Source organism: Campylobacter sp. JMF_14 EL1, from assembly GCF_027737585.1.
GTDB lineage: Bacteria > Campylobacterota > Campylobacteria > Campylobacterales > Campylobacteraceae > Campylobacter_B.
The window spans coordinates 34,528-60,937 of sequence record NZ_JAOVTW010000006.1; the positions used below are offsets into that span (position 1 = coordinate 34,528).

Annotated in this window: 28 protein-coding genes; 15 read left to right on the forward strand and 13 right to left on the reverse strand. The window is 41.5% G+C overall.

Annotated elements, in window-relative coordinates; genetic code table 11:
- Window positions 1-10: 10 nt before the first annotated feature.
- Genes OFN73_RS07160 through glmM form a run of 3 tightly spaced genes read right to left on the reverse strand, consistent with a single transcriptional unit; the run spans window position 11 to window position 2,185 of the window.
- Window positions 11-403, reverse strand: a complete 393-nt coding sequence (locus OFN73_RS07160) for an SHOCT domain-containing protein (RefSeq protein ID WP_270858716.1) — start codon at window positions 401-403, stop codon at window positions 11-13.
- Window positions 400-852 (reverse strand): signal peptidase II, encoded by a 453-nt coding sequence (lspA, locus tag OFN73_RS07165; RefSeq protein WP_270862847.1) that lies wholly within the window; start codon window positions 850-852, stop codon window positions 400-402. Before lspA ends, OFN73_RS07160 begins: the two co-directional genes overlap by 4 nt.
- Window positions 845-2,185, reverse strand: a complete 1,341-nt coding sequence (glmM, locus tag OFN73_RS07170; RefSeq protein WP_270862848.1) for a phosphoglucosamine mutase — start codon at window positions 2,183-2,185, stop codon at window positions 845-847. Before glmM ends, lspA begins: the two co-directional genes overlap by 8 nt.
- A gap of 150 nt (window positions 2,186-2,335) precedes the next feature.
- On the opposite strand from glmM, the gene rpsT reads away from it, so the two are divergent.
- From rpsT to OFN73_RS07195, 5 genes are all read left to right on the forward strand, one after another.
- Window positions 2,336-2,605 (forward strand): 30S ribosomal protein S20, encoded by a 270-nt coding sequence (gene rpsT, locus OFN73_RS07175; protein ID WP_270858713.1) that lies wholly within the window; start codon window positions 2,336-2,338, stop codon window positions 2,603-2,605.
- Window positions 2,606-2,615: 10 nt separating this feature from the next.
- The gene (gene prfA, locus OFN73_RS07180; RefSeq protein WP_270862849.1) at window positions 2,616-3,683 is read left to right on the forward strand and encodes a peptide chain release factor 1; all 1,068 of its coding nucleotides are present in this window, start codon (window positions 2,616-2,618) and stop codon (window positions 3,681-3,683) included.
- Window positions 3,684-3,779: 96 nt separating this feature from the next.
- Entirely contained in the window at window positions 3,780-4,220 is a 441-nt protein-coding gene (locus OFN73_RS07185; protein WP_270862850.1) for a hypothetical protein, read from the forward strand.
- A gap of 77 nt (window positions 4,221-4,297) precedes the next feature.
- Window positions 4,298-5,140, forward strand: a complete 843-nt coding sequence (locus OFN73_RS07190) for a universal stress protein (protein WP_270862851.1) — start codon at window positions 4,298-4,300, stop codon at window positions 5,138-5,140.
- Between the two features lie 311 nt (window positions 5,141-5,451).
- Entirely contained in the window at window positions 5,452-6,108 is a 657-nt protein-coding gene (locus OFN73_RS07195) for a hypothetical protein (RefSeq protein WP_270862852.1), read from the forward strand.
- Window positions 6,109-6,337: 229 nt separating this feature from the next.
- Here the strand turns inward: OFN73_RS07195 and OFN73_RS07200 are convergent, their stop codons facing one another.
- The 4 genes from OFN73_RS07200 to OFN73_RS07215 form a co-directional block, all read right to left on the reverse strand.
- Window positions 6,338-6,631, reverse strand: a complete 294-nt coding sequence (locus OFN73_RS07200) for an HIRAN domain-containing protein (RefSeq protein ID WP_270858709.1) — start codon at window positions 6,629-6,631, stop codon at window positions 6,338-6,340.
- Window positions 6,632-6,695: 64 nt separating this feature from the next.
- Window positions 6,696-7,865 carry a MalY/PatB family protein gene (locus OFN73_RS07205; protein ID WP_270862853.1) on the reverse strand — a complete coding sequence of 390 codons (1,170 nt, stop codon included), beginning with the start codon at window positions 7,863-7,865 and terminating at the stop codon, window positions 6,696-6,698.
- A gap of 1 nt (window position 7,866) precedes the next feature.
- Window positions 7,867-8,709, reverse strand: coding sequence for a DUF3737 family protein (locus OFN73_RS07210; protein ID WP_270862854.1), 843 nt, complete (start codon window positions 8,707-8,709; stop codon window positions 7,867-7,869).
- A 99-nt stretch (window positions 8,710-8,808) separates the two neighbouring features.
- On the reverse strand, window positions 8,809-9,252 hold the full coding sequence (locus tag OFN73_RS07215) for a hypothetical protein (protein WP_270862855.1): 444 nt from the start codon (window positions 9,250-9,252) through the stop codon (window positions 8,809-8,811).
- Between the two features lie 113 nt (window positions 9,253-9,365).
- On the opposite strand from OFN73_RS07215, the gene OFN73_RS07220 reads away from it, so the two are divergent.
- The 5 genes from OFN73_RS07220 (at window position 9,366) to OFN73_RS07240 (ending at window position 12,338) form a co-directional block, all read left to right on the forward strand.
- Window positions 9,366-9,851: a hypothetical protein gene (locus OFN73_RS07220; RefSeq protein ID WP_270862856.1), complete on the forward strand. Its 486-nt coding sequence runs from the start codon at window positions 9,366-9,368 to the stop codon at window positions 9,849-9,851.
- 226 nt (window positions 9,852-10,077) lie between these two features.
- Window positions 10,078-10,542, forward strand: coding sequence for a cyclic pyranopterin monophosphate synthase MoaC (gene moaC / locus OFN73_RS07225; RefSeq protein ID WP_270862857.1), 465 nt, complete (start codon window positions 10,078-10,080; stop codon window positions 10,540-10,542).
- Entirely contained in the window at window positions 10,529-10,777 is a 249-nt protein-coding gene (locus tag OFN73_RS07230; protein ID WP_270858703.1) for an HP0495 family protein, read from the forward strand. Before moaC ends, OFN73_RS07230 begins: the two co-directional genes overlap by 14 nt.
- Before the next feature lie 8 nt (window positions 10,778-10,785).
- Window positions 10,786-12,003 (forward strand): hypothetical protein, encoded by a 1,218-nt coding sequence (locus tag OFN73_RS07235; RefSeq protein ID WP_270862858.1) that lies wholly within the window; start codon window positions 10,786-10,788, stop codon window positions 12,001-12,003.
- A complete protein-coding gene (locus OFN73_RS07240; protein ID WP_270862859.1) occupies window positions 12,000-12,338 on the forward strand; it encodes a hypothetical protein in 339 nt (112 codons plus the stop codon). The genes OFN73_RS07235 and OFN73_RS07240 overlap by 4 nt, the downstream gene beginning before the upstream one ends.
- 43 nt (window positions 12,339-12,381) lie before the next feature.
- Here OFN73_RS07240 and recJ read toward each other — a convergent pair whose 3' ends face one another.
- Both recJ and OFN73_RS07250 read right to left on the reverse strand, forming a co-directional pair.
- Entirely contained in the window at window positions 12,382-13,959 is a 1,578-nt protein-coding gene (gene recJ, locus OFN73_RS07245; protein WP_270862860.1) for a single-stranded-DNA-specific exonuclease RecJ, read from the reverse strand.
- The gene (locus OFN73_RS07250; RefSeq protein ID WP_270862861.1) at window positions 13,949-15,580 is read right to left on the reverse strand and encodes a CTP synthase; all 1,632 of its coding nucleotides are present in this window, start codon (window positions 15,578-15,580) and stop codon (window positions 13,949-13,951) included. Before OFN73_RS07250 ends, recJ begins: the two co-directional genes overlap by 11 nt.
- 135 nt (window positions 15,581-15,715) lie before the next feature.
- Between OFN73_RS07250 and OFN73_RS07255 the strand changes: the two genes are divergently transcribed.
- The 3 genes from OFN73_RS07255 (at window position 15,716) to ilvD (ending at window position 20,689) form a co-directional block, all read left to right on the forward strand.
- Window positions 15,716-17,164: a hypothetical protein gene (locus tag OFN73_RS07255; protein WP_270862862.1), complete on the forward strand. Its 1,449-nt coding sequence runs from the start codon at window positions 15,716-15,718 to the stop codon at window positions 17,162-17,164.
- Window positions 17,165-17,428: 264 nt separating this feature from the next.
- Window positions 17,429-18,907: an SLC13 family permease gene (locus OFN73_RS07260; protein WP_270862863.1), complete on the forward strand. Its 1,479-nt coding sequence runs from the start codon at window positions 17,429-17,431 to the stop codon at window positions 18,905-18,907.
- Between the two features lie 108 nt (window positions 18,908-19,015).
- Window positions 19,016-20,689 carry a dihydroxy-acid dehydratase gene (gene ilvD / locus OFN73_RS07265; RefSeq protein WP_270862864.1) on the forward strand — a complete coding sequence of 558 codons (1,674 nt, stop codon included), beginning with the start codon at window positions 19,016-19,018 and terminating at the stop codon, window positions 20,687-20,689.
- 113 nt (window positions 20,690-20,802) lie between these two features.
- On the opposite strand, the gene OFN73_RS07270 is transcribed toward ilvD, so the two are convergent.
- The 4 genes from OFN73_RS07270 to OFN73_RS07285 are packed head-to-tail and all read right to left on the reverse strand — an operon-like array spanning window position 20,803 to window position 24,223.
- Complete coding sequence (locus tag OFN73_RS07270) at window positions 20,803-21,735, reverse strand: D-2-hydroxyacid dehydrogenase (RefSeq protein WP_270862865.1); 933 nt, start codon at window positions 21,733-21,735, stop codon at window positions 20,803-20,805.
- Complete coding sequence (locus OFN73_RS07275; RefSeq protein WP_270862866.1) at window positions 21,735-22,919, reverse strand: glutathionylspermidine synthase family protein; 1,185 nt, start codon at window positions 22,917-22,919, stop codon at window positions 21,735-21,737. The genes OFN73_RS07270 and OFN73_RS07275 overlap by 1 nt, the downstream gene beginning before the upstream one ends.
- Window positions 22,920-22,964: 45 nt before the next feature.
- A complete protein-coding gene (locus OFN73_RS07280; RefSeq protein ID WP_270862867.1) occupies window positions 22,965-23,570 on the reverse strand; it encodes a UPF0323 family lipoprotein in 606 nt (201 codons plus the stop codon).
- A complete protein-coding gene (locus OFN73_RS07285; RefSeq protein ID WP_270862868.1) occupies window positions 23,567-24,223 on the reverse strand; it encodes a DNA-binding protein in 657 nt (218 codons plus the stop codon). The genes OFN73_RS07280 and OFN73_RS07285 overlap by 4 nt, the downstream gene beginning before the upstream one ends.
- A 192-nt stretch (window positions 24,224-24,415) precedes the next feature.
- On the opposite strand from OFN73_RS07285, the gene ccoG reads away from it, so the two are divergent.
- A complete protein-coding gene (gene ccoG, locus OFN73_RS07290) occupies window positions 24,416-25,777 on the forward strand; it encodes a cytochrome c oxidase accessory protein CcoG (protein ID WP_270862869.1) in 1,362 nt (453 codons plus the stop codon).
- Entirely contained in the window at window positions 25,777-26,406 is a 630-nt protein-coding gene (locus OFN73_RS07295; protein WP_270862870.1) for a TetR/AcrR family transcriptional regulator, read from the forward strand. Before ccoG ends, OFN73_RS07295 begins: the two co-directional genes overlap by 1 nt.
- The last annotated feature ends 4 nt before the right edge of the window (window positions 26,407-26,410 follow it).

A 26,410-nucleotide genomic window follows, 5' to 3' on the forward strand; every position in this document is an offset into this window, starting at 1 on the left:
TTCCTTCCTTTCAATCTCTCATTAAAATATCTTTTCTAGCTTCAAATTCTTCCTTGCTAATCGCCCCTTTTTGGAAAAGCTCGTATAGGGCCTCTACCTTTTTAAGACGCTGTGAATAATCCTCAGCCACGCCTTCGCCAGCTTCTTCGTTGATATCCTCGACCCAAATTCCTACGAAAAATAGGTCAAAAAGCACCCAAAGAAGCCAAATCGGCAAAATCACAAGCCCTAGCAAAAAATACAGCGTAAAAATCCCAGCCCAATACAGCCCAATTTGCGCAAATCCACTGACAAATTTACCACAATAAATTCGGTGCAAACCGCCACCAATCGGCAATCCCACAGCCCACGAAAAAGCTCCGGCAAACCACAGCGCATACGCGATATAATTGTTTCTTTTCAAATTTTGCCTTTCTTTGAAATTTTCAAATTTTGCCACAAAAATATGACAATCGCCAAATCAATCATCACATCAGCAAAGTTAAAAACCGCAAATTCAAACCATTTGTGCCACGCCACATAATCCACAACTCCGCCGTGGATAAAGCGATCTAGCACATTTGAAACCCCGCCTCCAAGCAAAATGCCAAAAGGAAGCCAGTGAGCGTTAAAAAGCTCTTTTTGGCTAAAAACATACCAAGCCAAAAGCGCGATTAGCCCAAGCTGGATAAATTTCAAACTCTCGCCCAAAAAAGCCAACATCGAAAACGCCACGCCTCTATTAAAGGTCAGTATCAGCGAAAAATACTCACCCTCCCACGAAAAACCATTTAAAAATATAAATTTTATAAATTGATCAAGCGCCAAAACAAGCGTAAAAATCAGGACAAATTTAACAAATTTTCTAGTCATTTAACGCTTTTTTGAAAAATTTTTCTGCTTCGTTCGCCCATTTTTCCAGAGCTTTTGCGTTTTTGCCCTCAAAAAGCAAACGGATCAAATTTTCCGTGCCAGAGTAGCGAAACAGCGTGCGAATTTTATCTTTTTTGATCTCTTCTTCAAGCTCTTTTAGCCCAGCGATTTTTTCAAGCGGTTTTTTATTTGTAATCTTTAAATTTCGCAAAATTTGCGGATACGGCTTGATTAAATTTGCTAACTCGCTCGCTTTTTTATTCATACCGAGCATACACGCTGCAAATTGAAGCGCAGACGCGATTCCATCGCCAGTTTTAGCATAATCGCCAAAAATCACATGTCCGCTTTGCTCGCCGCCGAAATTCGCCTTTTTTTCTTTCATCATTTCTAGCACAAATTTATCGCCCACACTGCACCTATGCACAGCGATTTTGTGTTTTGCCAAAAAATCGTCAAGCGCGCCGTTACTCATCACGGTTGCGATAATTTGGTCGTTTTGAAGCTTGCCAAGCTCTTTTAGATAAAGTGCTAAAACGCCAAGCAAAATATCTCCGTGTAAAATTTGACCGCTATCATCGACTACGACTAATCTATCAGCGTCGCCGTCAAAGGCAAATCCCACATCAGCGCGCAATCTTTTTACTTCGCTTGCCAAATTTTGCGGAGCCAAAGCGCCACAATTTTCGTTGATATTTTTTCCATTTGGCTCATCGCCAAGCACTATCACTTCTGCGCCAAGCTCGCTAAACACTGTCGGAGCGACCTTGTAGCTTGCGCCATTTGCGCAATCAAGCACAATGCGAAGTCCATGCAATGTTTTGTTTTTTGGAAATGAATTTTTAAGCTGGACGATATATCTGCCGATAACATCATCGACGCGCCTTGCCACGCCGATTTCCATCATTTGTTTTCTAGCCTCGGCGATTAGCTCGTCGCTAAAATAGATTTTTTCGATTTCAGCTTCCTCTTTTTCGTCGAGTTTAAAGCCCGTGTGATCGAAAAATTTAATGCCATTATCATAGTATGGATTATGCGAAGCACTTATCATAATTCCGCCATCACAGCGCATATCCTCTGTCAAAAACGCGATTGCTGGGGTCGGCATAGGGCCGATTTGGCGGACATTATATCCCACGCTAGTAAGTCCAGCCACAATCGCAGTTTCTATCATATAGCCACTTCGCCTAGTGTCTTTACCGACTAAAATCATATTTGTAACGGAATTTTTCCTAAAATAAATTCCAGCCGCCATGGCTAATCTCATAGCAAGTTCAGCTGTCAAAAACTCGCCCGCTCTGCCCCTGACGCCGTCAGTTCCGAAAAGTTTCATAAATTTAATCCTTTATAAATCAAAATTCTCGCAATATTAGCAAAAAAAGTTTAATAATCGAATTTCTTTTAAAAATTGCTTAATTTCAGCAACGCTTAAAATTTTTGTAGTATAATCACGAGTTTAATATTTTCATTTAAAGGGATAAAAATGGCAAATCACAAATCAGCCGAAAAACGCGCTAGACAAACTGTGAAAAAAACAGAGCGCAATAGATTTTACCGCACAAGAGTAAAAAACATGACAAGAGCGGTAAGAGAAGCAGTAGATAGTAAAGACCTAGCAGCAGCCGAGGCAGCGCTAAAAGTAGTTAATCAAAGCTTCCACGCTTTCGTTAGCCGTGGATTTTTGAAAAAAGAAACTGCAAGCAGAAAAGTTAGCCGCTTGGCAAAACTAGTAAATACACTAAAAGTCGCATAATTATCATTAAATGTTAGCCCAAAAATTACAACCCTTTTTAGACCGATACGAGGAGCTTTCACGGCTCCTTAGTGATCCAGGTATCGCAAGCGATATTTCAAATATGACAAAGCTTTCCAAAGAGCAAAGAGGTATCGAGCCGATAAAAAACGCCGCAGATAGGTATATAAAGGTTGTCACCGATATCGAGGAAAACAAAAATTTATTAGGCGATCCTGAGCTTGGCGAGCTTGCCAAAGAGGAGCTTAAAAATTTAGAACTCGAAAAAGACGAACTCGAAGAGCAAATCAAAATTTTACTTCTTCCAAAAGATCCAAATGATGATAAAAATATCTTCCTTGAAATTCGCGCCGGAACCGGTGGCGACGAGGCTGCGCTTTTTGCGGGAGATTTGCTAGGGGCGTATTTGCGTTATGCTGAACTTCGTGGCTATAAATGCGAAATCGTAAGCCAAAGCGAAGGAAGCGTGGGCGGTTTTAAAGAAGTTATTTTGCTTGTTAAGGGCGATGGGGCATATTCTAGGCTTAAATTCGAAGGCGGCACACACAGAGTCCAAAGGGTGCCTGAAACCGAAAGTCAAGGACGCGTGCATACTTCTGCCATCACGGTTGCTGTGATGCCAGAAATCGAAGATAGCGAAATCGAAATAAAAGATAGCGATTTGCGTATCGATGTCATGCGTAGCTCGGGGCATGGCGGACAGTCTGTAAATACAACTGATAGCGCCGTTCGTATCACCCATATACCAACAGGTCTAGTCGTAACCAACCAAGACGGCAAAAGCCAACACAAAAACAAAGAAGCCGCGATGAAAGTGCTAAAAGCTAGGCTTTATGACTTGCAAGAGCAAGAACGCCTAGAAAAAGAGCGCGCCGAACGAAAAGATCAAGTCGGCACAGGCGATAGAAGCGGTCGAATTCGCACCTACAACTACCCGCAAAACCGCATTAGCGACCACCGCATAAATTTAACACTTTATCGCTTAGACGCGATAATGGCTGGCGGGCTTTTTGATGAAATCATCGATCCGCTCATCACAAACGCACAAGCCGAAGCGATTGCAAACGCAGGGCTATAAAGCTAAATTTATCTATAAATCAAATTTAATCAAAATTTTATCTGTTTTTAATGGGGAACTATAATCCCCTTTTTAAATTTTAAAAAAGGAAATTTCATGAGAATTTGGCAAAAAACTTTTGGCGGATTAGACAAGGCGTATTATTTTAGACATTTTATCTTTGGCGCAGTTTTGGCTGTGATTTTGATCTGGGCGCAAAGCTACTCAGCGGAAAGCATGAGCGCAAGGAGTGGCAAGGAATTCGCTGGCATGGATTTTTTCATCTATATATTTTATGCGATTTGCGCGCTTCTGTATCCGTATGCGAGATTTGTGTATGAAAGTATCGTAAATTTCATCATTGGAAACAACTTTTTTATCGTAAATGCCGTGTTTTTGCTCATTTGGAAACTTGTAGTTATGATAGTGCTTTTTGCGTTTTCTATCATCATCGCACCCGTTGGCCTAGCGTATCTATACTACTATCACACGAAAAACCACACTTTTGATGAAAATTCAAGCGATTATTTTGAATTTATCGAAAAAGGCGATGAATAATAAAAAATAGTGAAATTTAAACGAAATTTATTCTAAATTTTGCTATTCTCTTTCGAATTTTAATCAAAAGGATAGCTATGAGCAAAAAAGTATTTATCTGTGTTGATGAAAATGCGCTTTTAAAACCTGTTTGCGATTATGGAATCTACACCGCAAAGCAACTTGACGCCGAGGCTGTGTTTATCCATGTAATCGAAACTCCCGAGCTTGGTCAAAATTTTTACGGACTTGCAGCCGGCGGGATAGTTTTGGGCGAAAATGATATGGTAATGTCGCAGTATGGGGCGTTTGAGGGCAAAGACAACGAAGTAGATGAGAGCAAAATCAAAGCTTGGTTAGATAAATGCGTCGATGAAGCAAAAGCCCAAGGCGTGAGTGCTAGCGCGATTTTGCGCGACGGCGATTTTATCGAAATCATCGAAGAATACAAAGACGAGGCTAGAATTTTTGTGCTAGGCATAAAGGGCACAAACAGCGAAGATGTGGGCTTTAACGCAACTATGCTGATTAAAGAGATGAAAGTTCCAGCCCTTTTGGTAAATAAAGATTTCAGCCCGATAAACTCCGTGCTTGTGGCGTTTGACGGCACAGAGGCTGCGCAAAAAACTCTAAATTTCACAAAAGAGGCCAAGCTTCTAAAAGACGCGAAAAAATATGTCATAAATGTAAATAACGACACCGAGGAATCGCAAAAAACGCTTGAAATCGCAAGAGAGATTTTAAAAGGCGAAAATGCCGAATTTGTGAGCGTCTCAGGCGATGTGCCAGGCGATGAGATTATCAAATATCGTCGCGCAAACAACCTTGATTTAATCGCGACTGGCGCATTTACGAAGAGCTTTTTCAAAAAACTTTTTGTAGGAAGCGTTTCAGAGGATATCTTGCACAACGCTCTTGTGCCGATTTTAGTTCTAAGTTAAAATTTGGGGCAAATTCGCCCCAAATTTACCAAATTTCTTTAAATTTCAAAATTCTACCAAATTTCAAAATTTCACCAAATTTTGCGCCTAAATTTTAGCCTTTAAAACGGCAAATCACGCCCCGCTCACTCGCAAATAAAACTTCATCGGCGAGAGCATGAGTGCAGGTAGGCTTTACGATAAATTTAAATTTTAAATTATTTTAATAGTATATCTTAAAATATCGTAAAATATGTCGAGAGAGATATACTTTACTATTTAAGTATAAATTTAGTTAAATGTGATAGATTTTAAAAAATAAAGGGAAAAACTTGGGAAATAAAGAAAATAACAATACATCGGAAGAGTTTGTAATCATAGAAAATAATTGGTTCATTAAAGCTCGCATTGCTGGGGCAATTCCGTGGATTATGTTTTGTTTAATTGTGTGTTTTGTATTGCTTTGTATTTCGCATGATGATCCATTAAAAGAATTGTATAGAAAAGGTGGGATTGGATTTACGCTTTGTGGTGCATTTATTTTAATATTTGACAATATTAAGTTAATACAAAAAATTAAAAAAATGCCATTAGTTGCTAAAATTTATGATAACTACATAGAATATGATTTTTATGATGCAAACGGAAATAAAAAACGATATAAAATGGATTTAAATAATGCTAACATAACATACTCAAACAAACCTGTGCTTGGAAAATTTCCATCACCAGATGATATAAATTTCACAGATATATTTATTCGACCTGTGGCATGTTGTATTAGATTTGTGGAAAATTTGGTTTTTAAAATTTTAAATCGTTTTTGCGAAAAAAAATATATTATTTTTGAAAAAAACGGCTTTCATCTTAGTTTAGAAGACAACAAAAAAATTTCAAACTATTTTAATGATATAAAATTTAATGAATTTACAAAAGAGTATTTTTTAATTGGATCAATAAAATTTAATAAGGAGGAAGAAAATGCCTGATGATAATTCAACTAAAAATGAAATTCCTTTTGCAGCTAAAAATGCAACAAAACAGCACGATTGATGTTCTATCTCGTATAAGCAGGGCGAAATTGCAATTTTTGATTTAATTTCGAGCAAATATATATTCGTTTTTAAATACAGCAAATTCGCCCCAAATTTACCAAATTTCTTTAAATTTCAAAATTCTATCAAATTTCAAAATTTCACCAAATTTTGTGCCTAAATTTTAGCCCTTAAAACGGCAAATCACGCCCCGCTCACTCGCAAATAAAACTTTACCTTTTGCCTTTTTCTTAAATTTATCGTAAAGCCTACCTGCACTCATACTCTCGCCGATGACAGTTTTGGTGCTGTTTGCGACATAGCCGATTTTGCCAAACCCCTCCAATTTCACGACGATTGCCTCGCGGTCGTATTTATTATCTGGCTCTTTTTCGAGATTTACGACCATATTTTCCTTCAAAAATTCCCACCCATAGTAGAAATTTAGCCCAGTGATTGTGAAATAAATCTTTTTCATTTCGCGCTCCTTTCCTAAAATTTCCACTATTTTAACGCAAAATTTTGACATATTATGTCGAAATTTAAATTTGTCCTTCCCATAAATCAAGCGCAGTTTTTAGCCTAGATAGACCATCAATCACATTTTTGCGCGAAGTTGCGATATTTAATCGCAAAAATTTCTCTCCGCCCTTGCCGTATTGCGCGCCATGGCTTAGGAAAAGCCCTGTTTTTTGGCGGATAAAATTGGCTAATTTCGTGCTTTCATCACAATACCCGCTTACATCAAGCCACATTAAATATGTCGCATTTTGCGCTACGCTACGCACTTTTGGCAGTTCGCGCGCGATAAATTCATTGGCAAATTTGCGGTTTGCGCTCACATACGCTCTCATTTCTTCCAACCACGCTTCGCCCCTCTCAAATGCACAAATCGCCGCAATTAGCCCAAAAAAGCTAGGCTCTGCAATATCATCGCCATTTAGCGCGCGACTGACTTTTTTATGCAGTTTTGGATTTGGGGTAAAAACAGCCGCTGTTTGCAAACCAGCGATATTAAACGCCTTTGTCGCAGCGATGATATTTGCGCTTAAATTCGCACAAACCTCGCTAGCAGCGGCAAACGCGGTGTAATTTACGCCAGGCTCAGTGATATCGCAATGCACCTCATCGCTGATGACGATGACGCCATATTTTTCGCACAGCTCGCCGATTCTCATTAGCTCGTCCTTGCGCAATGTCCTGCCGATAGGATTGTGCGGATTACAAAGCAGTAATAGCGATGTTTGCGGGTCTTTTAGGCAAAATTCCAAATTTCCCCAGTCGATGAAATACTCGCCCTCTTCGTATCTAAGCTCGCAAGAAAGGGTATTTCTGCCCATATTTTTAATGCAGTAAAAAAAGCAGTTATAAACAGGCGTTAGGATTACGACATTTTCTCCGGGCGCACTAAGCTTGCGAATTAGCGAATTTATCGCTGCCAGCGTGCCACCAGCGTAAGTTAGAGAGCCTTTTTTGATTTCGTAATTATGACGCCTTTTCCACCACGAAGTATAGGCGTTTTCCCACTGCTCATCTAGCACGCTATATCCATACACGCGCTCTTCCAAGCGATTTTTTAATGCCTCGTAAATCTCGGGTGCTACGGCAAAATCCATATCCGCAACCCACATTGCAAGCTCGCCCTCACCTACTTCCCATTTTAGCGATTTTGTGCCAGCTCGGTTTGGCAGATTGTCAAATTCATACGCCATTTTACGCCCTTAATTCAGTGATAATCTCTGTTTTGCTCGCGTCTGTCGCGCCGTCTTGGATCAGCTCGCGGATTTTAGCAGCTTTAATTAGCCCTGAGCGCGGGTTTTTCACGCTGTCGATTTCGCCGATGATTTGGGCATACACATCGCTAAATTCAAACGCTAAGGTCGTGTTTATTAGCTCGCAGTTTTCTAGGCGCAAATTTTGCATATAGCAAAATCCTTGCAGGCTTTCGATTTTGCAGTTTTTCAGAGTGACATTTTTGGAATTCCAGCCAAAATACTCGCCCGCGATGAAACAATCCTCGATTAGGATATTTTCGCAGTTCCAAAACGCATCTTTGCTAAGAAGTTTTGAATTTTTTATTTTTACATTTTTGCAGCCGTCAAAGCAATAATCGCCAAAAAGATTTAAATTTTCTATCTCTAAATTTTGGCAATCAAGCCCGAAATATGGGCCTTTTGCACTGATATTTTTAAGCACGATATCCTCGCAGTGCCACAGGGTTTCTAGCGCGTCAGTGAATTGGACATTTTCGATGTGCGCATTTTTCACTCTGCGAAGCCCCTTTGGCGCGCCATAAACGCAATCACTCAGCCTTAAATTTTGACTATACCAGATACCTGCGCGCGCGATTTCATCGAAAAGGCAGTTTGAGATTTCGATATTTTTCGCATACCAAAACGGATATTTCCACTCAAATTTTGAGTTTTGCACGATTATGTCAGAGCTCTCTTTCAGCGGTGATTCGCCGTCGCAAAAAACGGAATTTTCTATTTTTAAATTTTTCGCGCCAAAAAGTGCTCTTTCGCCACTAAATCGCATTTGTTTTAATGTTTGCATAAATTTTCCTTGTGATAAATTTCTCTTTTTATACCAAAATTTTTAAAATTTTAATAGAACAATGTTGCAAATTTCTTGCCTAATTATGCAAAATTTGATTTATTTGTGTTTTGGCGTTTTGCGCAAATCAAAATAGATAAAATGTCCTGTGCTTTCGCCGTTTTCGAAAATTTCGAGTTTGTAGCGCATGATAGGGCTGTGGCAGGCTGCGACCATGATTTTAGCGTGGTATGAGCCGTCGTTAAAGCGGACAAACGGGCTTTCGAAATTTCCCATATTCATGCTAATTCCTTTGATTTTTAGGGTTGGATTTTTTAGCTCGCGCAAAATCCCGCTAACCACAACCTCGCTCTCGCTCATCGCTACAATCGGCGCTGGTATGATTGTAAAGCTCGCGCTCTCGCCACCTGCATTGCTAAGGCACGAGGCTGTGTTTAAATCGCACGGCAAGGAAATTTTAGTATCCCCAAATAGCTTGTCACTATCCTCATTTGCGTGAGTTAAACCGCATAAAATCGCCAAAACAAGATAAAATTTTTTCATTTTTTCTCCTTGAAAATTTTTGCGTAATTTTAGGTAAAAAAGGTAAATTTTAATGATTGTTATTAAAATTTTGCTAAAATATCAGCCAAATTTTTAATGATAGGAGAGCTATTATGGATTTAAACGCACTTATGAAAATGGTTTCTGCGCTAAAAAGCGACGAGGGAAATGTCAGTAATTTCCAAGCAAACCCTACTGCATTTATCGAGAAATTTTTAGGCGTCGATCTGCCTGATGATCAAGTAAATGCCCTAATCGCCGGCGTTAGCAATAACTTTTTGAAAGGCAACACAGCTAATGCTATGGGTAATGGCGGCGGCAGCGATATGATTGGAGCTGTGCTAGGCGGACTTTTAGGCGGTGGAGAGAGAGCAAACGCAAACTCAGTAGATAAATCAGGCGTAGATTTTACCGCGCTTATCGGCAAGCTCGCTGTGGCGAAATTTGACACAAACGGCGACGGCAAAATCGATATGAACGATCTAGGCGGGATACTCGGCAATATCATTGGTGGCGGAAACAAGGCTGGTTTTGGCGCAGATAACGGCGGAGGGGCTGGGCTTGATCTTGGCACATTGATGAAAATGTTCAAAGTCTGAAAATAAAAAAATATGCGAAATTCCCAAATTTCGCATATTAAAATATACTTAAATTATAATTTTTATATCACATATTAATCATTTATTTACCAAACTAGTAGTATAATCCCCCTGTCCGACAAGATAAAAACCTCCTTTTTGTATTTGCCTAGGCTTTCGGGTCTAGGCTTTTTTTATGCCCAAAAATTTGCTATAATCCCGCCAAATCAAATTCCAAGGAAAATCAATGCTAACACACATAGACGAAAACAATATGCCACGCATGGTCGATGTCAGCGCCAAAGACGACACCCAGCGCTCCGCCACAGCCAGCGGGATAATCCACCTAAACGAGGCTGCGTTTCGCGCAGTCAAAGAGGGCGATGGCAAAAAGGGCCCCGTGCTTCAAACCGCCGTTGTAGCGGCTATCATGGGGGCAAAAAAGACAAGCGAACTAATCCCAATGTGCCACCCGCTAATGATAAATTCGGTAAAAACGCAAATTGAAGAGTTGCCAAACGCTTTTAAACTCTATGTTACGGTAAAAATTACTGGTAAAACAGGGGTCGAAATGGAGGCTCTAACTGGCGTGAGCGTGGGCTTACTAGCCATTTATGATATGGTTAAGGCCGTGGATAAATCAATGCGCATTTCAGACATAATATTAGAGCGCAAAGAGGGTGGCAAAAGTGGCGTGTATGTTAGAGAGTAAGCCTGTAATCGCCTATCCGGCGCAGTGGAAATACAAGGTCATCATCGAGTGCGCCACGCAAAAAAAAGAAAAGATTGACGAGGTTTTAGCTAGCGAGGAATACAGCCTGAAATTTTCAAAATTTTCAAATGGCGGAAAATACGCAAGCTTCGATATTTCGGTCTTGGTAGCCAGCGAGGCTCACAGGCTTGGCGTTTTTGAGAAATTAAAGAAAAATTTTAAATTTGTATTATAGGAGAGAGTATGAAAGAGGAATTAGTAGCGAAATTTGGCGAGAATTTACGCAGCGCAAGCGAGGCGCAAATTACTGAAAGTATCGAAAATTTGGCATTTTTAGCGTGCGAAAGCGAATTTGGAAATTTAAGCAAAGATGAGAAAACCGCTAAATTTGCAACCCTTACTAGCGCGCTTTGCGCCGAGCTGGGTGAGCTTGAAATTTTAAACAAATCAAACGCCAAATCTGTCATAAACGGCGCGAAAAAGGCACTTTGCGAAGAGGGCGAAAAGGAGCTTTATAACCTGTTTTACGAATACGACGATTTGCGCAAAAAAATCCTAGCCTCACAAAGAGAGCTTTTAAATTTAGTCGAAAACGGCTACGAAAAAATCGAAAATTTGCTCCTAAATTTGGGCGAAAACGAGAAAATCATAGTCTCTGACGCTCTTGGCGAACTTAGCAAAAACTCGCTTTTACTTGCCGATGTTTTGAAGGAAGCTAGCGAAATGGCGTTTATCAGCGTGCTTGAAAACGGCGATGATATCGAGGATACGGCGCATTATACGGCGAAAAATATCGCATTTTACGCTATTAGCGAGGGCGAATTTACCCGCTTCCGCCTAAAAGAGATAGCCAAACTCATCATCGAAAGTGCGATTTTCGTGGCAAACGAGAGCAAAAACACTGCCCCAGCTCTAATCCGCGGAGCCGTGCTTGGCGTGTATGATGCGATCACCAAAGTGGCTGAAAAATACCTAGACGATATGAGCGTGAGCCCTGATGAGAGCGTGCAGACCTTGGAGCAAAAAAAGGCGCAAATCGCCCAGACTAGCGACATTTTCACGGCTGTTTTAAGCGACGCAATCTCTCGCGCTGGCGAGCCAGCCAAAAGCGAAATCGAAAAATTAGCGCAAGAGGAATTTGGCGGATATTTGTCGAAATTTAAGAAAATTTATGGCGAGCTTGGCGAGGTGCTAAGCGATAAAATCAGCGAAATGAAATTTGGCGAAAAGGCCAAGGATTTAAGCGCGCAATGGAAGGAAAAGAGCGAGAGGATTATCGAAAATTTCGAGCTTGATGAGAAATTTGGTAGTTTCAAAAAAGAAATGAGCGAGAAGCTTAGCGAAATCAAAACGGATATGGCAAAAAATATGAGCCAAAAAGCGCGTGAAATCAGCAAAAAAGCCTATGAAAGCGCACTCGATGCACTTGCGAAGATGAAAAACAAAGGCGAAGGCAAATGAGGGACGAAAATAGCACCTATCCGCTATTAGGAACAAAGATTGTGCTTGATGAGGCAAAAATCAAGCAAGAGGGCAAATATAGTGTTGATGAGCTTTGGAGTAGAATTGACAAGATTGCAAACTCTTGCAATATGCAAAAAAGCGATACAAATACCTATTACGCCGTTAGGGGCGAAAATGGTTTTTCTAGTTTAGGCAGTTTTGTTTATGTTTATTTAATAAAGGAAAAATGGTTTATTGATAATGTGAAAGAGTGGTTGTGGCTCGATGAAGAAGAGGGAAATGAGGATTTGATTAAAGATATAGCAGAGGTAAAACAATGGAAAAAATCCTAAATTTGGGCTAAATTCACGCTAAATTTAACCCAAATTTCATGCCTTACTCAGCCGGGCTCATCTGCTTTATCACAAGTTCTGGCGAGATTACACTTCTGAAATTATTTTTATTTATGCTAAAAATCAAATCCACTCTCTGATTTTCGCGTGGCAAAAAATCATAGTTAAACCACAGCGCCTCGACGCTGGCGCCGTTTTTTTGGATACTCATTTTGATATGTTTGCCATCTTTGCCGATTTGGCGCACATTGCCCACACTCGCGCCACAGATATTAAACACAGGTTTTGGATTTTTCTGCCCGTAAGGCTCGAAAAATTCCAAAATTTCAAGCAGTTCAAAGTCGATTTGCGAAACTTCTAGCTCGCCTAGCAAATCGTCCGCCGCCCTGAAATCCTCCAAATCATCAGGCGTGATTTTCGCATTTACCCTGCGCCTAAATTCCTCTAAATTCGCAGGCTCTATCCCCACGCCAGCTGCACCTTTATGCCCGCCGTAAGTGGTTAAAATTTCAGCCTGCGATGAGATTAAATTTAAAATATCAAATTTCCCCACGCTCCTAGCGCTTCCCTTGGCGCGGTCCTCATGCACGCTAAAAACAATCGCTGGTTTTTTGTAAGTTTTGCTTAGGCGCGAAGCCACGATTCCGATAATCCCCTCGTGCCACTCATCACCCCAAACCACGATAATATTGTCGTCTTCGTTGATACTTTGCGCGATTTGCTCGTAAAGAGCCTTTTCTTCTTCTTTACGAGAATTATTAATATTATCTATCATTTTTAGGTATTGGTTTGCCTCTCTGATATCGCGCGCGCACAGAAATTTATACGACATCGTCGCATCGTCCATGCGCCCCGTGCAGTTAATCAACGGAGCAATCGTGTAGCTAATATCGTCAAATTCGAAATGTTTTTTGAAATAATGCTCTTTAATCGCCTTAAAACAAGCCCGATTTGAGTTATTTAGCTTTTTGATACCATAGCGCAAAAGCGCCCTATTCATATCTCTAAGCTCCATCATATCGGCGATTATGGCGATGATTAGGATATCCATTAGGCTAGACATATCGTAATTCACGCCAAGGGTTTCTTTAAGCGCGCCCACTAGATACCACGCAACCTGCGCCCCGCAAATTTCGACATTTGGGAAGGTGCAACCGGGTTGTTTTGGATTGACGATAGCGTAGGCTTCTGGCAGGATTGGTGGTGGCATGTGGTGATCTGTGATGATTAAATCAATGCCCTTTTTAGCGCAAATTTGCGCTGCTTCTATCGCCGAAGTGCCGTTATCAACGGTAACAATAAGCCCAATACCCTCTAATTCGTCGATTATTTCGTTATTTAGTCCGTATCCGTCAGTGAAGCGGTTCGGGATTTTTATGACATAATCTGCGCCGATTTGGTTAAAAAAGTCGCTCATAATCACGGTGCTTACGATACCATCGACATCGTAATCACCCACGACTGCTATGCGTTCATTTTCATCAATGGCAGTTTTTATACGCAATGCAGCCTTATAGATATCTTTGAGCTGGCTTGGTAAGGGAATTTCACTAAGTTTTGTGTGTTTATCATTTGCAAACCTCGATTGTAAAATTTCCCTTACTTCGTTTTTACCTAACATTTTTAATAGAAGCTTCGATAAAGCCCAAAATCGCAGGATTTGGGCGCACTAAGCGACTAGTAAATTCTGGGTGAAACTGCACACCTAGAAAAAACGGATGATTTTTTAACTCCACCGCCTCGATTAGGCCGTTTGATTCGCCACACACGATCAAACCCTCTTTTTCAAATTTGGCTCTATATTCAGGGTTTGCCTCGTATCTGTGTCTGTGGCGCTCTCTAATGGTCTTTGCGCCATCGTAAATTTTGGCTAAAAGCGAGCCTTTTTTGGTATCGCAGTCGTATCCGCCAAGGCGCATAGTCCCACCTAGCGGGCTTTTGTGCGTGCGGATTTGTTTTTTGCCACTTGCGTCGATAAAGCTATCAATGAGATAAATAAGCGGACTTTTGGTATTTTCGTCAAATTCGATTGAATTTGCGTCTTTTATGCCTAGCACATTTCGTGCAAATTCGATTATACATAGCTGCATACCAAGGCAAATACCTAAAAACGGCACTTTGTGCGTCCTAGCGTAATTTATGGCCAAAATTTTACCCTCTACGCCACGCACGCCAAATCCACCAGCTACTAGCACGCCATTTACATCGCTTAGCATTTCATCTAAATTTGACTCTTCTATTTTTTCGCTATCAATCCATTTGAGATTTACCCTAGTATCCAGAGTAGCCCCTGCATGGATAATGCCCTCGGTTAGGGATTTGTAGCTCTCTTTTAGGTCGATATATTTGCCTACAAATGCGATTGTGGTCTCATTAGTCGGAGCGATTACGCGCTTGACTAGGCTGTCCCATTTGCTCATATCTGGCTTTAAAACACCCAAATTTAGGAAGCTTGCAATCGGTTCTAAAATTCCTTGGCTCATAAATGCGAGTGGAATTTGATATATGCTTTGGCTATCTGGGCTTTCGATGACGCAGTTTTTATCCACGCCACAACTTAGCGCGATTTTGTCCTTTAAATTTCGATTTAAAGGCATTTCCGAACGGCAGATTATCATATCAGGACTGATACCGATACGGCGCAACTCGCCCACGCTGTGCTGGGTCGGTTTGGTTTTTAGCTCGCCAGCGACCTTGATATATGGAACTAGCGTTAGGTGGATATTCATGGTGTTTGCGCGCCCAAGCTCCACTCTCATAGCCCTTATCGCCTCCAAAAACGGCAAACCCTCGATATCGCCCACGGTTCCGCCGATTTCGACGATTAAAATGTCATTGTCTTCGCCCGCTTTTTTGATACGGCGCACGATTTCGCCCACGATATGCGGGATTACTTGAATAGTCTTGCCTAGATAATCCCCTCTGCGCTCGCGCTCGATTACTGCGCTATAAACTCTACCTGTGGTGAAGTTGTTATCTTGGCTTAAATTTTCGTCCAAAAATCTCTCATAATGTCCCAAATCAAGGTCAGTTTCAGCCCCGTCATCAGTGACAAAAACTTCTCCGTGTTCTAGCGGGCTCATAGTGCCTGGATCGACATTGATGTATGGATCTGCTTTTAGCATGCGAACTTTTAGCCCCGAGTGCTTCAAAAGTGTCGCAATCGATGCCGCCGCAATACCCTTGCCAAGGGAGCTTAAAACGCCACCCGTCACAAAAATATACTTCGTTTGTTTTGACATAGAAATATCCTAAATTTTGATTTTGATTAATGGCGAAATTATATCTTTGTTTTGGTTAAAGATAGATAATTTAAAATTTTATTATTTTTGGTTACAATGTCTTTTTAAATTTAATCCAAATTTTAAGGAGAAGCTGTGAAAAAATTTCTTGTTCCCATAGTGGCTGTAATCGTGCTAATTTTGGGTTTTGCCTTTTTGCCAAGCAAAGATAAGAGCGAGAGCCAAAACGAGCCAAAAGTAGAGCAAAGCGCACCCGCAAACCCTATCGCCAAGGCTATTGATAGCGTAGTTGGCAACAAAGCAGGCGAGCTAGCTGAAAAATACATTAACCAAATGCTAGAAAATAGCCAGTTTTTCGAGGTCAAAGAGCGTAAATTCGACCGAGGCGATAGCGCATCGGCTGGATATTTTACCGGCGTGATTAAAAAACAAACCCTAAAAGATCAGCTAGTCGCAGTCGTAGCTAGCGTGCATGGCGAGGCAGAAGCTAAGGATTTGCGAAAGTTAAATTCCGAAATGGATGAGATTTTCCCGCAGGATTTGGAGTTTAGGTATGATTATACTATCGCGCACAGTGTCGCAAATATCGCTGATGGCGCGCAAATCGAGGGCAAAATCAAAACCATTACTCCACACTATGCTGAAATTTTAAAACAATTTTTCAAAACCGAGGAAATCGCTACAAACCGCGTCACAATCGCAACTGATATTAAATTTATCACCCAAATAGCAGACGCCGAATACTCAAACGAGGGGGTGATGATAAATTTAAGCGGGCTAAATTTTGGCGGAGTTAGCGATTTAAATGGCGAAATTTTTAAAACCCTAAATTTGAGTTTGGATAAATTTTTCGTGTATGGCGTAGAGGGTGTGGATATCGAAATGCAGGGCCTTAACTACGATATGAAATACAAAAACGGCGTCAAAAAGGGCGCAGAGCTAGTGGATTATTTCCTAGCTGATATGAGCTATACTTCCAGCCTTAAAAACGCCCTAATCACCGTGGAGGGCGATAGATTTATCGTCGCAAATGACGCTTCTAGCGAGGGCGAGACTAAGGTTAGCGCTGGAAAATACTTTATGGACGATAAATCGCGCATAGCAAGCCTCAAAGTCGCAGATGTGCTAGTGCGAAATGTCGCGATCGATAGCGACATCGCTATGAGCGAGAAACTTTACCGCGAGCTTGCATTTGCGAACCAAAACAAAGCAGAGGAACTAGCGAAAAATCCGCAAATTTTAAGAGATTTGCTCAAAGATGATATTTCGCTAAATTTGAAAAATTTATCCTTCGAAAACAGCATCGGCAAAAAATTTAGCCTTAGCGCAAAGGGCGTCGTGGGCGATTTCGTTGATGAGGAGACGCTGTTTGCGAAAATGAGCGCCAGCGGCAGCGCTAAAATCGACACAAGCCTTAGTGAGTTTATCTCTGATTACGATAGCCTGCGCCCGTTCGCACCGCTAATCGAGCTGTATTCGGCGCAGTTTTTACGCCCTGAGGGAAATGGCGTAAGGCTTGATTTTAGCTATGATAAGGCTTCAAATTTATTGCAACTAAACGGCGAAAATATCCCGCTTCAATAATTTTTAGGTCAAATTTATGCGCGCAGAGCGTTTAAATTTGACCATTACACATTTTAAATTTGTGAAAATTTGTAATTTAAATCAAATTTAAAGGATAAAATTTATTAATATTATTTTATAAAAATTTTAAAATTTCGCCAAATTTTAAAATTTTGTTACCATAAGTAACGCACAAAAAAATTTTCAAATTTTATTTAACGCAATTTTAATAAATTTCCAACCTAATTTTGTATTATTCATAAAATCTTACAAAAAAGGAGTAACATGCCTGATCAAATCAAGGTGCGTGGGCACAACTTCCCAGACCTAGAACCGCAAAACTCGGAAGAAGTTGCGGAAGTAGCGCAACTAACCGATGTTGATTCGTTTCCGAAGCGTGGCATTATCATTGCGATAGTAGCGGCGTTAATCGCATTTGCGCTTTACAATGTCTTGCCGTTTGAGCCAAATGTCAAAAAGGGCTTGGCGCTTTTGGCATTTATCGCGATTATGTGGCTTACAGAGGCTGTGCATATCACGATTACAGCGCTTATGGTGCCAGTTTTGGCTGTGGCGATTGGGATTGGTAAATTTAGCAAAGACGGCGAATTTACGGCTTTGACGCTAAAAAATGCCTTGGCAAATTTCGCAAACCCTACAATTTTTACATTTTTTGGTGGATTTGCCCTAGCTACGGCACTTCACATGCAAAAACTCGACAAAAAAATCGCAACATGGCTTATCCAAAAAGCCGGCGGACGCCTTGGCGTGGCTGCGATTTTGATATGTATCACAACCGCGCTTTTATCAATGTGGGTATCAAATACCGCAACCGCTGCGATGATGTTACCGCTTGCGCTTGGAATTTGCGCGAATTTAGACGCAAAGAAAAAAGAAGATCGTGGCACGATAGTGTTTTTGCTCTTAGGAATTGCCTATTCAGCTAGTATCGGAGGACTTGGCACGATTGTTGGCTCACCGCCAAACATCATCGCAGCTGAGGCTTTGGGCTGGAATTTCGCTGATTGGATGAAGGTGGGACTTCCAGTAATGCTTTTAATGCTTCCATTAATGTTAGTGGTGTTATATTTGGTATTCCGTCCAAATTTAAATCACAAAGTCGAGATCGAACTCGAAGAAATTCCATGGAACAACAAGCGCATACTTACCGTCATAGTTTTCGTAATCACTGCGTTTGCGTGGATTTTCTCAAAAGACATTAGCAAGGTAATCGGCTTTAAAATCGATGACTCCTATGTCGCTGTGTGCGCTGCAATCGCTGTGGTAATGCTAGGCCTTGCTAAATGGCACGATGTGGCAGAAAACACAGAGTGGGGTGTTTTAATGCTATTTGGTGGTGGTTTGACGCTAAGTGCGGTGCTAGGCATGTCAGGGGCTTCTAGCGTGCTAGGAAACCTAGTAGCTGATACCTTCAAAGACGCGCCTGTGTATTTGGTATTGCTTGTAACAGCTGTATTTATCATCTGCCTTACAGAATTTACTAGTAACACTGCCTCAGCTGCGCTTTTGGTGCCTGTATTTGCGGGCGTAGCAGCTCACATGGGCTTGCCGAAAGAAACACTTACAATCGTAATTGGTATCGGCGCAAGTTGTGCCTTTGTAATGCCAGTAGCAACTCCGCCAAATGCCCTAGTTTTTGGCACTGGCATGATTAAACAAATGGATATGATTAAAGCAGGTGCTTACCTAGCCTTTGCTGGTGCGGTGATAGTATCGCTTTATGTTTATCTATTTTTTGCATAAAATTTAGTTGCGAGATTTTCTCGCAACTACTAAATTCTGCCAAATTTCACCTGCTAAAATTTATTAAAATTTTGATAAAATCACCAAATTTCATTTCAAAGGATTTTTATGAGAAGCGATATCGTTAAAAAGGGCTACACACGCACACCGCACCGCTCACTTTTTCGCGCGACAGGATTAAAGGACGAGGACTTTGATAAGCCGTTTATCGGCGTGGCAAATAGCTTTATCGAGTGTATTCCGGGGCATTTTTATCTAAACGAATATGCCAAAATCGTAAAAGACGAAATTCGTAAAAATGGCTGTGTGCCGTTTGAATTTAATACAATCGGCGTTGATGATGGTATCGCAATGGGGCATAGCGGAATGCTCTACTCGCTACCAAGTCGCGAAATCATCGCAAATTCGATAGAAACCGTGATGAACGCTCACAAACTCGACGCCCTGTTTTGCATACCAAACTGCGATAAAATCGTGCCCGGTATGATAATGGGAGCTTTGAGAGTAAATGTGCCTACGATTTTTGCTAGTGGTGGTCCAATGGCTGCTGGCAAGGGGCTAGGTGGCGAACAAATCGATTTAAATACCGCATTTGAGGCTGTTGGCGCGTATGAGACTGGCAAGATTAACGAAGAGCAGTTAAAAGCTATCGAGTGCGCGGCATGTCCTGGTGGGGGAAGTTGCTCTGGTATGTTTACTGCAAACTCAATGAATACCCTATGCGAAGCTCTTGGAATCGCACTTAAAGGCAACGGAACTATCCTAGCCCTTACGCCTGAGCGCGAGGAACTGTTGCGCGCAGCTGCTAGAAGAATTTGCGAAATTGCGCTCGATGAGAGATTTAAAATCCGAAATTTAATCAACGAAAAATCGATCCGCAACGCCATGGTTATGGATATGGCAATGGGCGGTAGCTCAAATACGATTTTGCACATGCTCGCAATCTCGCGCGAAGCAGGCGCACCGCTTAATATCGCGGAATTAAACGAAATTTCGCGCAGTGTGCCTCACATAGCCAAAGTAAGCCCAAGCCTACCAGGAGTTCATATGCAAGATGTGCAAAAAGCAGGCGGGCTAGGTGCTATAATGAAGGAAATAAGCAAATTTGATAGCTCTTTGCTTGATTTAAATTCACTCACAATCAGTGGCGAAAGCCTAGGCGAGCGTATCCAAAACGACGATATCAAGGACGAAAACATAATCCACACCGTAGCAAACGCGTATTCTAAGCGTGGCGGTCTAGCGATTTTGTTTGGAAATTTGGCCGAGCAAGGCTGTGTTATAAAAGCCGCTGGAATCATCGGCGAGCGCAAATTTAGCGGTAAGGCGATTTGCTTTAACAGCCAAGACGAGGCAATTGAGGGTATTTCTGGCGGAAAAGTGCAAAAAGGAAATGTAGTCGTCATCCGCTACGAGGGCCCAAGAGGCGGTCCTGGCATGCAAGAAATGCTAAGCCCAACTAGCCTAATCGTGGGCCGTGGCCTTGGCGCAGATGTCGCGCTCATCACAGACGGGCGTTTTAGTGGCGCTACAAGAGGGCTAAGTATCGGCCATGTAAGCCCAGAAGCAGCAGAAGGTGGCATGATAGGGCTACTCAAAGATGGCGATATAATCGATATCGATGTGGATAATTTCAGCATTAATGTCCGTCTAAGCGACACAGAAATCGCCGCTCGCCGTGCCGCATGGAAATACGAGGGCAAAAAAGTAGAGGGCAAATGGCTTCGCCAATACCAAAAACTAGTAACCAACGCCAGCAGTGGCGCAATACTAGAAGCGTAGATTTAAATTTAAAACCCTTTTTTAAATTTTAAAAAGGGTTTTAAAATAGTTAAATTTAGACTTTACAAATTTTACAAAATTTTAAAATTTAAAGGGCAAATTGCCCTTTAAATTTACGCATTTAAAAATTCTTTGATATTTCCTGCAATTTTAGAAATCAACAATTTGCGCGCTTCCACGCTCGCCCACGCAATGTGCGGAGTAAGGATTAGATTTGCCTTGTTTTTCACGCCAAGAAGCGGATTATCAGCATTAATCGGCTCTTTTTCGACCACATCAAGACCCACGCGAAGTCCCATTTCATCGATAGCCCATGCCAATGCACTCTCATCGGCGATTCCGCCACGACCAAAGTTCATAAACACAGCACCCTTTTTCATTTTAGCGATTTCATCTTTGCCGATTAGCCCTTTTGTTTTTTCGTTTAATGGCGCATGAACCGAGATGATATCGCACTCTTTAAGCATAGTATCTAAATCCACCCTTTTAAACTCAGCGTCATCGTGCGCCCCGCTCGTAGAGTAGTAGCAGACATTTGCGCCAAAGGCTTTTGCTATGCGCCCTACCTCGCGACCGATTTCGCCAAGGCCGATTATGCCAAAATTCTTGTCAGAAATTTGATCAATTGGCGCATTTAAATGCGTGAAAATTTCGCTCTCGCACCATTTTTTCTCGCCGTATTCGGCATAGTATCTCACATCGTTTAAAAGCGCTAGAAGCGTAGCAAAGGCTTGTTGCGATACGCTTTTGGTCGAATACCCAGCGACATTTTTCACAGGCACGCCGTGCGCTGCGGCCGCTTCGGAGTCGATATTGTTCGTGCCGGTTGCGCTTACGCAAATTAGCTTTAAATTTGTCTTTTCAAGCACCTCTTTTGTGATTAAAACCTTGTTTGTAATGACAATATCAGCACCCGCCAAACGCTCGATTGTCTGCTCTGGCTTGGTTTTCGGGTATGTTACAAGCTCGCCCAAGGCCTCAAATTCGCTGAAATTTGCGTCGCTTCCTAGTGTATCAGCGTCAAGTAAAACAATTTTTGGTTTCATTACTCCACCCTTTCGATGTAGTGACCGACAAATTTAGAATAATTGTCGATGATATCTGCGCCCTTCCTAAATCCAAGCGCACAGCCTTCAAAGGCGTAAAACACCCCAGCTTGGTATTTTGCGCCGTTTTTATCAGTGTTTAGATTTGCAAATTCTTGGTATAAGAAATTTTGATTTGCGTATTCGCCACCATTTTCTTTGATTTTTTTACCGTCTTCGTCAAAAATACTCACATTTGCCCCCTCGCGCCCAAAAAACGGCTTTTTGACCATTTTTTTGCCGATTAGTGGCTCGCACGCGCTTTCTAGCAAAAGCGGGTGATTTGGGTATAAATCCCATAAAATTTTCATTATTCCCTTGCTTTGGAAAAGTAGCGTGTATGCGGGGTTTAGGATAATTGCCTTTTGGTTTTTCATTATGTTTTTTAATATCAAGGCTAGCTCGCCCTCCTCGATAGCAATCGCCTCCCACGGGATTAGTTTGCACCAATACTCGTAGTTTTCGCCACCAAAAAATACCCCCTTCTCATCATCAAACTCGACCTCGTGTGCGTATGCGAAGGCTGTCTTAAAGCCCGCTTCATCGGCAGCTGTTTGCAAAAGCCTAATTGTTTTCTCGTCCTCATCGCTTCCAGCGACCGAGCTAAACAAAATTTTCCACCCCTCGTAAAATTTATCAAATTCCTCCAACTCTCCGCCCAAAACTACAAGGCGTTTGAAATTATCGCTAATCGCGGCGAAAAGCTCGTTAAACTGCGCCATTTCATCAAGTCCGTTTTCTTTAAGTAGCGCCCACTGGATAATCGCTGTTTCAAACACAGCCGTTGGCGTATCGGCGTTGAATTCGAGCAGTTTTATCGGCTCGCCGTCTAATCCACCTGCGAAATCAAACCTGCCATAAAGGTGCCAATGCACATCATTTTCCCAGCTCATTTTGATAATTTCTACTAGATTAAAGGGAATTCCAAGCTCGTGGAAAAGGTCATTATCTATCACATACTGCGCCGCTGCGATAAACATATCATACAGCTCGTTTGCCACCTCGTAGTAGGCGTTTGCCTCCTCTGCGCTCACGCTTACGACCTCATCTGCTATGTATGCTGATAAATCCGCGTCAGTGTGCCACGAAAAGCCAAGTTTTTCTAAAAATTCATTGCTTAGTGGGGTTAGTTTTTTGAGTTTCATCTATTTCCTTGAATTTTAAAATTTAGCCTGAATTTGCGGGTAAATTTAGCCACCAAATGCACTACCGCCACTTTTCGTGGGCGCGCTTGTTCCGCTTGATTTTGAGCCGAAAAACCCGCTTTTGCCACTTTTTGCTTTGGCATTGTTTGCCTTAGCCTCCTTGAAGCTATTTACGCTCCTTGAATACGCGCTAGGGTTTTTAAAGGCTGTTTGTCTGTGCGCTTGATACGCTGGTGAGCCAAAGAGTTTCGAGCCTATCCATGAGCCGATGATTGCGCCTGCTGCGCTTGCTAAAATCGCCTCGCCAAGGCTGTATCCGCCGCTCGAAATTTCGGCGTTTTGATTGGTTAAATTTGAAGCGCCAGCCTCTATTTTGGCGTTTTCCTCAGCCAAAAGTGCGTTTGTCTCAGCCTCGCTTAAAATTCTCTCGCTTCCGTCCAAGCTTTTTAAGATAATTTGCGTTTTTTCGCTAGGAAATTCCTCTAAAATTTTATATTTTCCGGGCGCTACTTCCTCGATTCTAACTAGCGCGCCCTCTTGGATACGAAGCTCCGAGCCTGTATTTTCGCGCTCACAGCCTGCCAAAGCGCCAGATAAAATCAGTCCAAAACCGCCTACAATCGCATAACTTGCAATTTTTCTAATTTTCATTTTTTTCCTTTTAAATTTTTGATATCTAAACTTTTATGCACCAAAAGCTCATCGCCAATGACCCTGATTAGCTCGTTTGCGCCGATATTTTCGATGATTAAACTTTGGGCTTTCATCCGTTTTTTGCGCCCTAAATCTAGGCTTTTAATAAATTTCGCTAGGCTTAACCACTCGTTTTCATCGAAAATTTGCTCTTTTACCTCGACATCGTATGGCTTTTTTTCGCGCGCACTCTCGCCGATTAGTGGTTTTTCGAAAAATGAGAGAAAATACCCAAGCTTTTCATCTCGCTCTTTATACATGAGCTTGATTTCTTCTTTTGATGAGATTAAAATTTCCTCTTTTTCGCGGTGGAGCCTATCTTTGTCGCTTTGTAAGGTTTGGATTTGTTCTTTTAGCTCGGCGATTTCTTTGATTAAATAATCAATAAAATTTTGGTTCGAATTTTGCGGGGCAGGTTTTGAGGGGCGCACTTTTGCGCTAGCTCCTTGCGCGTTAGAATTTGAAATTTCATCATTTTCGTCTTCCAAAACGACATATTTTACGCCATTAATCTCTGTCGTGCGAATAGAATTTCGCCTGATTCTATTGTAAATCGCCTCTTTTGAAACACCCAAAATTTCGGACGCTTCGCTTATAGAAACCTCTCTCATAATTCGCCTTATCCGCGTTGAAATTTTAAAACTGGGTATTATGGCGAAATTTGCCTAAAAATGGGCTTTAAATATCAAATTTCAAAGACAAATTCAGATTTTTTTCGTGAAAAAATATCCAAATTCTATAATTTTAATATGTAATTAATCTTTTAAGAGTAAAATCGTGCATTTATACAAAAAGGACATTTCATGGAGAGTAAAATCTCGAAATTCAGGCAGAAGCGCTACTTTTTTTACACTATCGCTTCGCTGTGGCTTTTCATCATGCCGTGGCTTCAAATAGGCGGCAAACACCTATTTTTAATCAGTTTTGAAAAAAAAGAAATCCACCTTTTTTTCAACACCTTCTCGACGCAAGAATTTTTCTTAATGCCATTTTTGATAATATTCTTTTTCATTTCGATATTTTTCCTAACCACGCTTGGCGGGCGCGTGTGGTGTGGCTGGGCCTGTCCGCAAACGATTTTTCGCGTGATTTATAGAGATTTAATCTGCACTAAAATTCTTAAAATTCACGGCTCTATCACAAACAAACAAAAGGGTGAAAAAGCTGGCGCAAAGGGCGTTATCGCGGTTGCGCTTTTTTCTATTGTTGCGCTGATTGCAGCCTCAAATTTGCTCTGGTTTTTCGTGCCACCGCAAAGCTTTTTTGCCTATCTTAGCGAGGCTGGCGAGCATAAACTTCTCTTTGGCATAGTGTTAGGATTTGCGGCGTTTTTGACATTTGATATCACATTTTTGGGCGAGAATTTCTGCGTTTTCATCTGCCCTTACGCAAGGATTCAATCAACCATGCTTGACGAAGATTCTTTGGGCGTGATTTACGATGATATCAGAGGTGGCGCAGTTTATGACGAGCATAAAAATTTAATCTCAAACAAGCCTGCTAGCGGAGATTGCACCGGCTGTCAGGCATGCGTGAGGATCTGTCCGACACATATCGATATCCGCAAAGGCATGCAGTTAGAGTGCATAAACTGCCTAGAATGCGCCGATGCGTGCTCAAATGTAATGAGCAAGCTTGGCAAAGCTCCACTTATCAACTGGACGAGCCTAAATGCGCAAAAATCGCAAAGCAAGGTTAAATTTATGCGATTTCGCACGATTGGCTATATCGGCGTGCTAGCCGCTGCGCTAATCGGGCTAGTGGTGATGAGTGGCACCAAAGAGAGCATGCTTTTAAACATCAATCGCAACACCCAGCTCTATAAAATCGATTTCGACGATAACGGCGAAAAAATCGTCAAAAACAGCTATACATTTTTATTCGAAAACACCCACAGCGAACCGCACAGCTTCTTTTTTAGCGTAGATAACGAAAATATCAGCATTTCTCGCCCAGACGAGCCTGTGAAAGTAAGCCCTGGCAAAAAGGCAAAAATCATAGTCTCGCTTACAAGCAAGGCAAATTTGAGCCTAGAAAACGAGCACGATAATGTCGTTTTACCGCTAATCATCAAAGCTTACGCGGTTGATGATGAAAAAATCAGCATTACACGCGAGAGTGTGTTTGTCTATCCGCAACAAAAATTTATTGATAGGAAGGATTAATGGCACAAAAATCAAGGTATTATAAATCGCAAATTCGCATAGAAAAGATTTTCGAGGTGGCCACAGAGCTATTTTTACAGCGAGGATATGACAACGTCAGCCTAAATGATATCGTCGCTATCAGCGGTGGCTCGCTTGCCTCGATTTACAAATATTTCGAAAGCAAGGAAAATTTGTTTTTGCATGTGGTCGAATTTCACACCCAAAGGCTTGATAAAAAGCTAGATAATCTGCTTAGCTTAGACGAAAACCTCGCGCCACAGGAGTATTTGAGCGAATTTGCTCCGATTTATTTCGACTTTATTTATAGTGCCGAAAATCAAAAATTTCTAAAAAATATCCTGCTTGGAACCTCAAAAACCTTCGGTTCCATGCTAAAAAATGTCTCCAAAATCTTCTTAGATACCAGCACGCTTGCATTTCCAGCGGGGCTGAGCAATTATTTTAGGGCGCATATTGATGAGTTTGATAGCGCAGATCCTGAGTATTTGGCGCGCTATTTTTGCTTTTTGCTTCGCGAGCCACACTTCAACCGCCTTATATTTTTCGGCGAAGAGCCAAATTTAGACAAAGAAAATTTCATAAAAGACCGCATTAAAATCTTTTTGCACGGCGTGAAAAAGCAATAAATTT

What these genes read in the sequence shown, in the direction of transcription:
- OFN73_RS07205 (WP_270862853.1), bottom strand. Translation starts at nt 7,865, where the DNA reads ATGGCGTATGAATTTGACAATCTGCCAAACCGAGCTGGCACAAAATCG.
- OFN73_RS07190 (WP_270862851.1), top strand. Translation starts at nt 4,298, where the DNA reads ATGAGCAAAAAAGTATTTATCTGTGTTGATGAAAATGCGCTTTTAAAA.
- OFN73_RS07250 (WP_270862861.1), bottom strand. Translation starts at nt 15,580, where the DNA reads ATGTCAAAACAAACGAAGTATATTTTTGTGACGGGTGGCGTTTTAAGC.
- OFN73_RS07240 (WP_270862859.1), top strand. Translation starts at nt 12,000, where the DNA reads ATGAGGGACGAAAATAGCACCTATCCGCTATTAGGAACAAAGATTGTG.
- OFN73_RS07215 (WP_270862855.1), bottom strand. Translation starts at nt 9,252, where the DNA reads ATGAAAAAATTTTATCTTGTTTTGGCGATTTTATGCGGTTTAACTCAC.
- OFN73_RS07220 (WP_270862856.1), top strand. Translation starts at nt 9,366, where the DNA reads ATGGATTTAAACGCACTTATGAAAATGGTTTCTGCGCTAAAAAGCGAC.
- OFN73_RS07185 (WP_270862850.1), top strand. Translation starts at nt 3,780, where the DNA reads ATGAGAATTTGGCAAAAAACTTTTGGCGGATTAGACAAGGCGTATTAT.
- glmM (WP_270862848.1), bottom strand. Translation starts at nt 2,185, where the DNA reads ATGAAACTTTTCGGAACTGACGGCGTCAGGGGCAGAGCGGGCGAGTTT.
- OFN73_RS07210 (WP_270862854.1), bottom strand. Translation starts at nt 8,709, where the DNA reads ATGCAAACATTAAAACAAATGCGATTTAGTGGCGAAAGAGCACTTTTT.
- recJ (WP_270862860.1), bottom strand. Translation starts at nt 13,959, where the DNA reads ATGTTAGGTAAAAACGAAGTAAGGGAAATTTTACAATCGAGGTTTGCA.
- OFN73_RS07275 (WP_270862866.1), bottom strand. Translation starts at nt 22,919, where the DNA reads ATGAAACTCAAAAAACTAACCCCACTAAGCAATGAATTTTTAGAAAAA.
- OFN73_RS07295 (WP_270862870.1), top strand. Translation starts at nt 25,777, where the DNA reads ATGGCACAAAAATCAAGGTATTATAAATCGCAAATTCGCATAGAAAAG.
- OFN73_RS07280 (WP_270862867.1), bottom strand. Translation starts at nt 23,570, where the DNA reads ATGAAAATTAGAAAAATTGCAAGTTATGCGATTGTAGGCGGTTTTGGA.
- prfA (WP_270862849.1), top strand. Translation starts at nt 2,616, where the DNA reads ATGTTAGCCCAAAAATTACAACCCTTTTTAGACCGATACGAGGAGCTT.
- OFN73_RS07200 (WP_270858709.1), bottom strand. Translation starts at nt 6,631, where the DNA reads ATGAAAAAGATTTATTTCACAATCACTGGGCTAAATTTCTACTATGGG.
- ccoG (WP_270862869.1), top strand. Translation starts at nt 24,416, where the DNA reads ATGGAGAGTAAAATCTCGAAATTCAGGCAGAAGCGCTACTTTTTTTAC.
- moaC (WP_270862857.1), top strand. Translation starts at nt 10,078, where the DNA reads ATGCTAACACACATAGACGAAAACAATATGCCACGCATGGTCGATGTC.
- OFN73_RS07230 (WP_270858703.1), top strand. Translation starts at nt 10,529, where the DNA reads ATGTTAGAGAGTAAGCCTGTAATCGCCTATCCGGCGCAGTGGAAATAC.
- lspA (WP_270862847.1), bottom strand. Translation starts at nt 852, where the DNA reads ATGACTAGAAAATTTGTTAAATTTGTCCTGATTTTTACGCTTGTTTTG.
- rpsT (WP_270858713.1), top strand. Translation starts at nt 2,336, where the DNA reads ATGGCAAATCACAAATCAGCCGAAAAACGCGCTAGACAAACTGTGAAA.
- OFN73_RS07260 (WP_270862863.1), top strand. Translation starts at nt 17,429, where the DNA reads ATGCCTGATCAAATCAAGGTGCGTGGGCACAACTTCCCAGACCTAGAA.
- OFN73_RS07235 (WP_270862858.1), top strand. Translation starts at nt 10,786, where the DNA reads ATGAAAGAGGAATTAGTAGCGAAATTTGGCGAGAATTTACGCAGCGCA.
- ilvD (WP_270862864.1), top strand. Translation starts at nt 19,016, where the DNA reads ATGAGAAGCGATATCGTTAAAAAGGGCTACACACGCACACCGCACCGC.
- OFN73_RS07270 (WP_270862865.1), bottom strand. Translation starts at nt 21,735, where the DNA reads ATGAAACCAAAAATTGTTTTACTTGACGCTGATACACTAGGAAGCGAC.
- OFN73_RS07285 (WP_270862868.1), bottom strand. Translation starts at nt 24,223, where the DNA reads ATGAGAGAGGTTTCTATAAGCGAAGCGTCCGAAATTTTGGGTGTTTCA.